General features: G+C 72.7%; 7 protein-coding genes. 5 read left to right on the top strand and 2 right to left on the bottom strand.

The window, feature by feature from the left end; all coding sequences use genetic code 11:
* Positions 1–1,352 (bottom strand): M1 family metallopeptidase (locus tag C5B96_RS14970; protein WP_104246159.1); only part of this gene is annotated, 1,352 nt, incomplete at its 3' end.
* A complete protein-coding gene (locus tag C5B96_RS14965) occupies positions 1,352–5,713 on the bottom strand; it encodes a Pls/PosA family non-ribosomal peptide synthetase (protein ID WP_104246158.1) in 4,362 nt (1,453 codons plus the stop codon). The genes C5B96_RS14965 and C5B96_RS14970, both read right to left, overlap by 1 nt.
* 132 nt (positions 5,714–5,845) lie before the next feature.
* Between C5B96_RS14965 and C5B96_RS14960 the strand changes: the two genes are divergently transcribed.
* From C5B96_RS14960 to C5B96_RS14935, 5 genes are all read left to right on the top strand, one after another.
* Positions 5,846–6,439: an FKBP-type peptidyl-prolyl cis-trans isomerase gene (locus C5B96_RS14960; RefSeq protein ID WP_104246157.1), complete on the top strand. Its 594-nt coding sequence runs from the start codon at positions 5,846–5,848 to the stop codon at positions 6,437–6,439.
* A gap of 44 nt (positions 6,440–6,483) precedes the next feature.
* Positions 6,484–7,569 (top strand): 1-deoxy-D-xylulose-5-phosphate reductoisomerase, encoded by a 1,086-nt coding sequence (locus C5B96_RS14955; RefSeq protein ID WP_104246156.1) that lies wholly within the window; start codon positions 6,484–6,486, stop codon positions 7,567–7,569.
* 104 nt (positions 7,570–7,673) lie between these two features.
* Positions 7,674–9,008 (top strand): RIP metalloprotease, encoded by a 1,335-nt coding sequence (locus tag C5B96_RS14950; protein ID WP_199176676.1) that lies wholly within the window; start codon positions 7,674–7,676, stop codon positions 9,006–9,008.
* Positions 9,009–9,133: 125 nt separating this feature from the next.
* A complete protein-coding gene (locus C5B96_RS17650; RefSeq protein WP_199176675.1) occupies positions 9,134–10,801 on the top strand; it encodes a sensor histidine kinase in 1,668 nt (555 codons plus the stop codon).
* Positions 10,802–10,842: 41 nt separating this feature from the next.
* Positions 10,843–11,505: a response regulator transcription factor gene (locus tag C5B96_RS14935; protein ID WP_104246160.1), complete on the top strand. Its 663-nt coding sequence runs from the start codon at positions 10,843–10,845 to the stop codon at positions 11,503–11,505.
* The last annotated feature ends 37 nt before the right edge of the window (positions 11,506–11,542 follow it).

Raw genomic sequence — 11,542 nt, 5'->3', positions numbered from 1 at the left:
CAGCGGGGGGCGCGGCGGGGGAGCTTCGGCAGCGCCTGCTGGTCGAGCCAGGCGGCGAACAGGCCGCCGAGCGGCTCGGCCGCGAACCGGCCGGCCAGCGCGATGAACTCCGGCGTCGAGACCGTGCCGTGCCGGTGTTCCGCCGCCCACTCCCTCAGCACCCCGAAGAACCGGTCGTCGCCGAGCGTGCGCCGCAGCGCGTGCAGCGCGAGGGCCCCGCGCTTGTAGACCCGGTCGTCGAACATGCGGGCCGCACCGGGGTCGCCGATCATCAGGTCTTTCGGCAGGCGGTTCAGCCGCGTCCACGCGGTCGTCGCGCAGGCCTCGGCCGTCGGCCCGCCGCTCTCCTCCGACCACAGCCACTCCGCGTAGCAGGCGAACCCCTCGTGCAGCCAGATGTCCTTCCAGCTCCCGAGGGTCAGGGAGTTGCCGAACCACTGGTGTGCGAGCTCGTGCGCGATGAGCCGCTCCGACCCGCCCACCCCGTCGACGTGGTTTCGGCCGAAGATCGAGAGCCCCTGTGCTTCGAGCGGAATCTCGAGCTCGTCGTCGGTCACGACGACTGTGTAGTCGTCGAACGGGTACGGCCCGAACAGCCGCTCGAACAGCGCCATCATGCGGGGCTGGGGCTCGAAGTCGGCGAGGGCGTTCGGCCGCAGGTCTTCGGGCAGCAGCACGACCTGGGGCACGCCCTCCTGCGACACGTGCAAGGTCTCGTAGAGCCCGATCTGCACGGTCGCCAGGTAGGTCGCCATCGGCACGGCCGAACGGAATTCCCAGCGGGTTCTGGATGCCCGCTGCGACATCTTCACCAGACTCCCGTTGCAGAGCAGCCGGTACGGTGTCTCGGCCGAGAACGCGATCGTGTACGTGGCCTTGTTCGAGGGATGATCGTTGCACGGGAACCACGAGGGCGCCCCGCTCGGCTGGCTGGCGACGATCACGCCGTCGGTGAGCTCCTCCCAGCCGACCTCGCCCCAGGGGCTGCGCACCGGTCGTGGCTGGCCGCTGTACTTGACTGTCACCGTGAACTCGGTGCCGCGGTTCAGGGCGGTCGCCGGAGTGATCACGAGCTTGCGGGCGGTCTGCGTCAGGTTCGCCGAGCGCTGCCCGTCGACCGTGACCTTGCTCGCGACGAGCCCGGCGAAGTCGAGGCTGAAGCTCGAGAGCCGCTGCGTCGCCACGGCCGTGATGGTGGCGGTGGCGACCAGCCTGTTGCTCGCCACTCGGTAGTCGCCGTCGATGTCGTAGTGCAGCACGGTGTAGCCGCCGTTGCCGCTCGTCGGGAGGTAGGGGTCGCCGAGCGAGCGGGCCCCGGCCGCCGCCAGCGCGGTCGAGGTGGGGCGCGCCATCAGCCGCCCACCGTCGAGAGACCGGCCTCGGGTGCGGTTTCGAGGCGGAGGCCCGTGCCGTCGTCGGTCTTCGGGCGAACGGCGCCCGCGGCATCCGGAACCGAAGCGGCAGCCGCAGCAGCCCACGGCGCGATCGGGTTCCCGGCCCAGCGCGACCCGGCGGGCACGTGTTCACCGCGCATCACCAGTGATGCCGGCCCCACGGTCGCGTCGCTGCCGATCGACGCGGCCGGCAGAATGACGCCGTGCGGCCCGATCGTCGCCCCGTCGTCGAGCGACACGCTGTCGAGGCTCATCACCCGGTCGTGGAAGAGGTGGGTCTGCACCACGACCCCGCGGTTCACCGTCGAGCCGGCTCCGAGGGTGATGAGGTCGGCCTCGGGCAGCCAGTACGTCTCGATCCACGCGCCGCGACCGATGCGCGCACCGATCGACCGCAGCCACCATACCAGAGCGGGTGTGCCGGAGGCGGCGTTCGCGAACCAGGGTGCGGCAACCATCTCCACAAAGGTATCCGACACTTCGTTCCGCCAGACGAACGACGACCAGAGGGGATGTTCGCCCAACCCGATCCGCCCGACCAGCGCCCACTTCGCCACCGTCGTGACCAGGGCGGCCACGGCGCCACCCGCCAGCAGCACGGCGCCCGAGAGCACGACGGTGTAGCCGAGGCCGAGTGTGCCGAGCAGCAGCTCGAGAACGACCGCGATACCGAGCCCGATCGCGACGCTGATCATCACCGGCACGATGCGGCAGATCTCCCAGAGCGCCCGGGCGAGCTTCAGCCAGCCAGACGGGTGGAAGGTGCGGCCCTCGTCGAACTCGGTGACCTGGCGGCGGAGGCGCACGGGCGGGTTGCCGAGCCACGACGACCCGCTCTTGGCCTTCTTCGGGGTGGCGCTGAGCACGGCCACGAGGCCGTTGCGGGGCACGGAGCGCCCGGGGCCGGTCATGCCGCTGTTCCCGAGGAACGCGCGCTTGCCGATCTTCGCTTCGTCGATGCGCAGCCAGCCACCGCCGAGTTCGTAGGAGGCGACCATGGTGTCGTCGGCGAGAAAGGCCTGGTCGGCGATGGTCGTCATGCGGGGCAGGAGCAGCACCGTCGAGGCTTCGACGTTCTTCCCCACGGTGGCCCCGAGCATCCTGAGCCAGACGGGCGTGAAGAGGCTTGCGTAGAACGGGAACAGGATGGTGCGGGCCGCGTCGAGGAGGCGCTCGGTCGCCCAGACCTGCCAGCCGACGCGGCTGCGAACGGGGTAGGAACCGGGCCGGATGCCGATGCCGAGCAGTCTCGTCGCGATCACGGTGAGACCGGCGTAGACGACGCCGGCAGCGAGGGTGGCGAGCGGCACGGCGGCCAGCACCCGCAGTGCGGCGTCGCCGAGCGTCGGCAGCGACGACGGCAGGGCTCCGGATGCCGCGGCGGCGGTGGTGACGGCTGCGGCGCCGACGGCTGCTGTGCCACTCGCGGCAGCGGCCGGCACGTCGCCGAACTGCAGCCCGAGGAACAGGCTCACCACCCACGCCCCGGCGAGCACAGACAGCACCGGAAGCAGCGAGAGCGCGACCGAGCCGAGCCCGAAGGCGACCAGCCAGCGCGCATTCCGCGGCGGCCGCCCCTCTGGCCAGTCGGGTCGCGCCTTGCCGCGCCGCTCCGCCGGGGAGCCGGCCCAGAGCTGCCCCGCGGGAACCCGGCCGGAGACGGCGGAGCCGGGCGCGATCTCGGCCCGCCGCCCGACGCGGGTGCCCGGCAGCAGCGTGCTGCGCGCGCCGACGGCCGCATCCGCCCCGATCTGCACGGCGCCGAGGTGCAGCACGTCGCCGTCGATCCAGTACCCCGAGAGGTCGACCTCGGGCTCGACCGAGGCCCGCGCGCCGATCTTCAGCATTCCCGTGATCGGCGGCAGGGTGTGCAGGTCGACTCCCGGCCCGATCTTCGCGCCGAGGGCCCGGGCGTAGGTGATGATCCACGGGGCGCCCGCCAGGTTCGTGGCGCCCACGAGCTGGGCGATCTGCTCGGCCAGCCACAGGCGCAGGTGCACGCTGCCCCCGCGCGGATGGTCGCCCGGTTCCACCCCGGCCAGCAGCGCCCGCGCGGCCAGCACCGAGATCGCCATGCGCCCGAACGGCGTGATCAGCACGGCGAAGCCCGCCAGGATGTACCACCACGAGATGGTGGGCGCCCACGGGAAGACGCCGAAGGCGCTCAGGATGTTGTTGGCCGCGAGCACGTAGACGAGCCAGCGCAGGCCGACCAGCACGTAGAGCGGGATGCCGAGCAGCGTCTGGGCGAGCTGCGTCGTGGCGGGCGTGGGCCTGACCGGGGCGCGCCGGGTGGTCGTGACGGGGGAGCGGGCATCCAGTTCGGCGGCCAGCGCACCGATGCGGGGGTGGTCGTAGATGTCGGCGACCGTCGTCTCGGGAAAGCGCTCACGGATGACCGAGACCAGTTGCGCGGCCGAGAGGCTGCCCCCGCCGAACGCGAAGAAGTCGTCGTCGGGGCCGGTGACGGGGGCGCCGAGAATGGCGGTGAAGTGCCCGGCGATCCAGTGCGCGGTGTCACTCAGGCCGCCGAAGGCGCTCTCGAGCGGCCAGGGCAGGGCCGCTTTGTCGACCTTGCCCGAGGTGCGGGTCGGGAGGGCGTCGACGACGGCGAGCAGCGGGATGAGCGCGGCCGGCAGGGTCTCCCGCAGCAGGGCGGTCGCGGCGACGGTGTCGAAGGCGGCGCCCGGCCGGCCCGCGGCCCCCGGCTGCTCCGGCGCGAGGTACCCCACGAGGATCTGGTTGCCCGCCGCGGTGCGCTGCACGACGGCCGCCGCCCCCGCGACGCCCGGCAGCGCCTGCAGGGCCGCCTCCACCTCGCCGAGCTCGATACGCCGGCCGCCGAGCTTCACCTGGTCGTCGGCCCGGCCCTGGAACAGCAGGCCCGCACGGTCGAAGACCACGAGGTCGCCGCTGCGGTACGCGCGCTCCCAGCCGAGCGTCGGCATCGGCGCATACTTCTCGGCATCCTTCGCCGGGTCGAGGTAACGCGCGAGCCCGACCCCGCCGATGATGAGTTCGCCGGTCTCGCCCTCACCGACCGGATGCCCGTTGTCGTCGACCACGGCCAAGAGCCAGCCGTCGAGCGGCAGCCCGATGCGAACGGGGCCGACCCCGTCGAGCAGGGCGCCGCACGCGACCACGGTCGCCTCGGTCGGGCCGTAGGTGTTCCACACTTCTCGGCCGTCGACGGCAAGGCGCGCGACGAGTTCGGGCGGGCACGATTCGCCGCCGAAGATGAGCAGGCGCACGAGTTCGAGCGACTCCGGCGGCCAGAGCGCGGCGAGCGTCGGCACGGTCGAGACGATGGTGATGCCGTGGGCGATCAGCCAGGGTCCGAGGTCGACGCCCGAGCGCACCAGGGAGCGGGGCGCCGGAACCAGGCACGCACCGTGCCGCCAGGCCAACCACATCTCCTCGCAGGAGGCATCGAAGGCCACAGAGAGCCCGGCGAGCACCCGGTCGCCCGGCCCGATCGGATCGTGCTGCAGAAAGAGGCGCGCCTCGGCGTCGACGAACGCGGCGGCGGAGCGGTGGCTGACGGCGACGCCCTTGGGGGTGCCTGTCGAGCCCGAGGTGAAGATGATCCAGGCGTCGAGGTCGGGCGTGGGCGCGCCGACGACGGGGAGGGTGCCGGTGGGTGTGCCGGTCGCCGCGAAGGGGGCGGGTTCCGGATGCTCGGCGGCGCCCTTGACATGCTCGACGCCGGGCGGGGTGGCGTGCTCGCGCTCTGCGGCGGTGCCCGCGGCATCCGGAGCCTGCCGGGCGGTGCCCGCGGCATCCGGAACCTGCGCGGCACCCGCGCGCAGCACCAGCTCGCCCTCGGCACCGATCACGCCCACCACCTGCGCCTCGCCGAACACCAGGTCGGCGCGCTCGTCGGGGTCGTCGGCGTCGACCGGTACATAGGCCGCCCCAGCGACCAGCGTCGCGAGAATGGAGATGTAGAGCGTGCGGGTGCCCGACGGAATGCGGATGCCCACGCGGTCACCACGGCGCACGCCGGCCTCCACCAGGCGCGCAGCAGAGCGGTTCACCTCCCGCACCAGCTCGCGGTAGCTGAGGGTGCCCGCCGCGTCGGCCAGGGCGGAGGCCTGCGGGTTCGCGACGGCCGTCGCCCGCAGGATGTCGACGAGGGTTCGCGGTTCGGGCTCCGGGCCGGCGTGGAGGATGCCCTGCGGCTGCGGCTGTGGCTGCGCTCGCGTCGGCTGCGCCGCGTGCTGCGCCGGCTGCGAGTGCTGCTGCGCCGCCTGATGCGGCTGCGCCCCGTCGCCGGTTCCGCCCACGGATGCGTTCTCAGCGGGTTCGGTGCCGGGCATCCGTGTTCCCTCCCCTTCGTCTGACCCCCGAGAGGGGCTGCCAGTTTAGGGGCGCCGGGTTAACCGCAGGTGAACCGGCGCGCTCACGCCGGGTTGTCAGGGGCGGCGGCGTTCGCCGTGTAAAACTGGGGCATGCGCACTCCAGCCGTTCTGACCGCCTCCGCTGCCGCCGGGCTCGCCCTGGTGCTGGCGCTCGCCGGATGCAGCGGCTCCTCGTCGCCGGCCCCGAGCGCGAGCCCCGACTGCATGTTCACCGCTCCCGGTCCTGCGTCCGACTCTGTGCAGGTGAGCGGGGACTTCGACACGGCACCGACCACCACCTTCATCCCGCCGCTCTCCACCGACATCACCGAGCGCTCGGTCGTGATCAGCGGAACCGGTACGGTCGCGACCTCGGGTTCGCAGGCCACCGTCGACTTCACCCTCTACAACGCGAACACCGGCGCGCAGCTGTTCAGTACCCTCGACGCCGGCGGCCAGCCGCTGCCGATCATCGTCGACGAGTCGCAGTTCCTGCCCGGGCTCGTGAAGGCGGTCGCCTGTGCGGCGGTCGGCTCGCGGGTCGTCGTGGTCGTGCCACCGGGCGATGCGTACGGCTCCGACGGCAATGCGGCCCTCGGCGTGGCACCGGCCGACGTTCTGGTGTTCGTCGCCGATGTGACCGACGTCGGCCCTGCGCCCGCACCGACGACGAGCGAGACCCCCACGGGCGGCGGCGCGGAGTAGGGTTGCCGCCGGTCATCCCTGCGAGACCTGCGAGGATGGCAGGCATGAGACGCGTCATCATCCTCGGTTCCACCGGCTCCATCGGCGTTCAGGCCCTCGACGTGATCAGGGCGAACCCCGACCGGTTCGACGTCGTCGGGCTGGCCGCCGGCACGAACAGGGCGGCGATGGATGCCCAGGCCGACGAATTCGGCGTGGCCGACACCGCGCTCGGGGCCGACGAGGCCGAGCAGCTCGTGCGGGGCGTCGAGGCCGACGTCGTGCTGAACGGCATCACGGGATCCGTCGGGCTCGGCCCGACACTCGCCGCACTCGAGACCGGTTGCACGCTCGCGCTCGCGAACAAGGAGAGCCTGATCGTCGGCGGCGAGCTCGTGAAGGGCAGTGCGGCGCCCGGCCAGCTCGTGCCGGTCGACTCCGAGCACTCGGCGATCGCGCAGGCGCTCCGGTCGGGCACCGCCGACGAGGTCGACCGGCTCGTGCTGACCGCTTCGGGCGGACCGTTCCGTGGGCGCTCGCGCGCGTCGCTCGTCGACGTGACCCCGCGCGAGGCCCTCGCGCATCCCACCTGGGACATGGGGCTCGTGGTCACGACGAACTCGGCGACGCTGGTGAACAAGGGGCTCGAAGTCATCGAGGCGCATCTGCTGTTCGACGTGCCGTATTCGCGCATCGCGGTGACCGTGCACCCGCAGTCCGTCATCCACTCGATGGTCGAATTCATCGACGGATCGACGCTCGCGCAGGCCTCGCCGCCCGACATGCGCCTGCCGATCTCGCTCGGTCTCGACTGGCCGCACCGGGTCGCCGGGGTCGGTGTTCCGCTCGACTGGTCGAGCGCCCACTCGTGGACGTTCGAGCCCCTCGACGACGAGGCCTTCCCGGCGGTCGAGCTGGCGAAGCAGGTCGGCAGGGCCGGCGGAACCGCGCCCGCCGTCTTCAATGCGGCAAACGAGCAGGCGGTGGCGGCGTTCCATGAGGGGCGGATCGGGTTCCTCGGCATCGTCTCCACGATCGAAGAGGTGCTGCAGGCGCACGAGCCCGCCGACGGCGCCCTGACGCGCGAGGCGCTCTTCGACGCCGAGCTCTGGGCACGCCGCGAGGCCGACCGCCTCATCGCCCGCGCCTGACCGCCGCCCGCACGCTGCCCGGCTGGGCGGGCCGCGGGCGGATTCACAAGCCGCGTTCAGCGACTGCCCAGCGCGGCGCCGCACCGGGCGGCTACTGTGTGCAGGTGGATAACGTGCTCCTCTACATCATCGGCGTCGTCATCGTCGCGCTCGGCCTCGCGACCTCGATCGCGCTGCACGAGATCGGGCACCTCGTTCCCGCCAAGCTGTTCGGCGTCAAGGTCACCCAGTACATGGTCGGCTTCGGCCCCACCGTGTTCTCGAGGCGCCGCGGTGAGACCGAGTACGGGCTGAAGCTGATCCCGTTCGGTGGCTACATCTCGATGATCGGCATGTTCCCGCCGCAGAAGGAGGGCGGCACGGCTCGCCGGGCGACGACCGGCTTCTTCCAGACGCTGGTGCAGGATGCCCGCAAGGCCAGCCTCGAGACCATCGGCGACGAGGATGCGCGCTCGTTCTACCGCCTGCCGATCTACAAGCGCGTGATCATCATGCTCAGCGGCCCGTTCATGAACCTCCTGCTCGGCGTGCTGTTCTTCGGCATCGTGCTCTGCGGGTTCGGCATCGCCGCCCCCAGCACCACCATAGGCAGCGTCAGCGCCTGCGTGCAGCCCGCCGGCAGCACGAGCACCACCTGCGAGGCCAGCGACCCCGTCTCACCCGGCGCGAGCGCCGGCATCCAGCCCGGCGACCGCATCGTCTCGATCGACGGAACGGCGATCTCGAGCTGGGACCAGGCGACCTCGATCATCCGCCAGTCGCCCGGCACCGCCCTCTCGGTCGTCGTCGAGCGCGCGGGCGCCGACCAGACACTCAGCGTCACCCCGCTGCTCACCGAGCGGGCCGTCACCGAGACGGTGAACGGCCGGTCGGTCGTGAAGACGGATGCGAACGGTGCGGCGGTGACCGAAGACGTCGGTTTCGTCGGCATCGGCTATGCGACCGAGCTGCAGCCGCAGCCGGTGACCGCGGTGCTGCCGTTCGTCGGCGAGAACGTCGCCGGTGTCGCCAACACGATCATCAACCTCCCTGCGCGCATCGTGGGCGTCGCGAACGCCGCATTCGGTGGTGGGGAGCGCGACGTCAACGGCCCCATCAGTGTCGTCGGGGTCGGCCGCGTGGCCGGCGAGATCGCGACCATCGACATCCCGCTCGCCAGCAAGGTGGCGACGCTGATCGGCCTGCTGGGCTCCGTCAACATCGGCCTGTTCGTGATCAACCTCGTGCCGCTCATGCCGCTCGACGGCGGCCACATCATCGGAGCCCTCTGGGAGGGCCTCCGCCGGCAGCTCGCGAAGCTGTTCCGCCGCCCGAACCCCGGCCCGGTCGACACGGCGAAGCTGATGCCGCTGACGTTCGTGGTCGTCATCTTCCTCGGTGGGCTGAGCGCGCTGCTGGTCTACGCCGACATCGTGAACCCGGTCAACCTCTTTGGCTAGGCGGATGCTCGTGACCGGTTGCGCGGGGCCAGCCGCCGCTGGGACTGGTGCACCTCCCGGGGGAGTAGCACGCAGCATCCGGCTGCCGGATGCCGGGGGCCTCCGCTCTCGCTACGATCGGTGTCATGACCTCCCCTGACCGCGCACGCCGCCACCGTCGGTTCGCCCCGGGCGGCCGCGCGGCAGGCTCGCGGGGCGGCACCGGAGCAGGCACGGGCCGTGGGGCGGGCGCGGCGTCGGCCCGCGACTCCGGGTCAGCGAATGGCCGCGGTTCGGGCAGCGGTGGTGCCGCCGCCGGGCGGGAGCGCGCCGGCCGAGCCGACCACCCCCGCCTGCACGCCAGCATCGGGCGCTGGCCCTTCGCCCCGCCACAGGAGCCCGAGCATCCTGCAGCCTGGGCCGCCGCATCGCCGCCCTGGGCGCAGAGCCTCCGACAGGCCGGCCCGCCCGTGCGCTGGGGGCCGCCGCGTGCCGTCACCCTCTGGGTGCCTGTCGTCGTCGCGTTCCTCGTGCAGGTCCTTCCCGCCTTCGTGGCCTTCAACCGCGGCGGGCGCACCGTCGAGGGGCTGTTCGTCATTCTGCTGGCCCTCGTCGGCCCGCTCGCCCTCATCGGCGCCCGGCGCTTTCCCGGGCCGGTGGTCGCGGTCGCCGCCGCGGCCGCCTGCGCCGACCTGCTCTTCACCCCCGGTTCAGGTGCGCCCTACCTCGCCCTGGCCTTCGCGATCGTCTCCGCCATGGTGCGGAGCGCCCGCAACTGGGCCATCGGCTCCGTCGCCGTCGGCTGGGTGGTCACCCTGGTCGGGGCCATTCTGCTCGGGATCGACTGGCATCCGTTCCGCATCATCGCGACGTCGCTCGGCGTTCTGCTCGTGGTGCTGGTCGGTGAAGCGATCCGCACCCGGTCGCACCGGGTCGCCCAGTTCCAGGCGGCCGCACGCCGGCGCCGAGAGGAGGCGGCGCAGGCCGAGCGGGAGCGCATCGCGCGCGAGTTGCACGACGTGCTCGCGCACTCGCTCTCGCAGATCAACGTGCAGGCGGGAATGGGGCTGCACCTGATCGAGGCCCACCCCGAGAAGGCCCGCGAGGCATTGTCGAACATCCGGGCGACCAGCAAGACGGCCCTCGACGAGGTTCGGGGGGTTCTCGGCTTTCTGCGGTCGGAGGGCTCGACGGTGGGCAGTACGGCTCTGGATGATGCACCCACCCTCTTCGACTACTCCACGATCCCGGGGGAGGTGGGGTACGCGGGTGACTCGGCGGACGACGCGGCTGCGGTCGCCCCGCCCTCGCCGGCCGCGGCCGCGACGCTCTCCTCGGAGGCGGCGTACCCGGGCTCCTCGGCCGCAGCCGGCCAGGCCGAATCCTCGGCGCCGCTCGCCCCGCAGGCCGACCTGTCCCGGCTGCCGGCGCTCATCGCGTCGGTCAGCACGAGCGACCTGCACGTGGAGCTCGAGAACCGGCTGCCCGCTCTGCCGCCGCCGGGCATCCAACTCGCCCTCTTCCGCATCGCCCAGGAGAGCCTCACGAACGTGACGCGGCACTCCGGCGCGAGCGAGGCGCGGGTCGTGCTCGAGCAGCGCGGCGACGACTACGTGCTGCGCGTGAGCGACAACGGCCGCGGTGGGGCGCCGCACCGTGCGGCGGACTCCCGGGCATCCGGAGGCCGCGGCCTGCTCGGAATGAAGGAGCGGGCCGACCTGCTCGGCGGCCGGCTCGAGGCGGGCCCGCTCTCGACCGGCGGTTTCGCGGTGGTGGCGACGATTCCCCGGGTGGCGCGCCGGTCGCGCCCGTGACCGGTGGCGGCGCGGTCGGCCCGCCGGGCGACGCCGCATCCGTGATCCGGGTGGTGATCGCCGACGACCAGCAGCTGATCCGCGCCGGGTTCGGTGCCCTGCTCTCGAACGAGCCTGACATCGAGGTCGTGGGGGAGGCCGGCACCGGTGCCGAGGTGGTCGAGCTCGTGCGGCGGGTGCGGCCCGATGTGGTGCTGATGGACATCCGGATGCCCGACGGCGACGGCCTCTGGGCGACCGAGCAGCTCGTGGCCGACCCGCGCCTGACGGGCGTGCACATCGTGATCGTCACGACGTTCGAGCTCGACGAGTACGTCGGGCGGGCGATCCGGGCCGGCGCGAGCGGGTTCCTCGTGAAGGACACGGAGCCGGTCGAGCTGATCCGCGCCGTGCGGGTGGTCGCGGGCGGGGATGCCCTGCTCTCGCCGAGCGTGACGCGGCGTCTGCTCGAGCGGGTGGCCGCGGGGCTCGCCGACGGTGCCCGCGCGCCCGCGCTCGACGTGCTGACCGACCGGGAGCGCGAGGTGCTGGCGCTGGTCGGCGCCGGGCTGACGAACGCCGAGATCGCGCTGCACCTGTTCCTCAGCCCGCTGACGGTGAAGACGCACGTCTCGCGCACGATGACGAAGCTCGCCGCGCGCGACCGCGCCCAGCTCGTGGTGGCGGCCTACGAGGCCGGCCTCGTGCGCCCCGGCTGGCGCTGACGCGCCCGCCCCGCCCCCGCGCCCGGCGCTGACGCGC

Source organism: Subtercola sp. Z020 (genome assembly GCF_002931235.1).
Classification (GTDB): Bacteria; Actinomycetota; Actinomycetes; order Actinomycetales; family Microbacteriaceae; genus Subtercola.
Note: the sequence above shows the minus strand (reverse complement) of the source record. Positions and strands in the feature narration are given on the sequence as shown.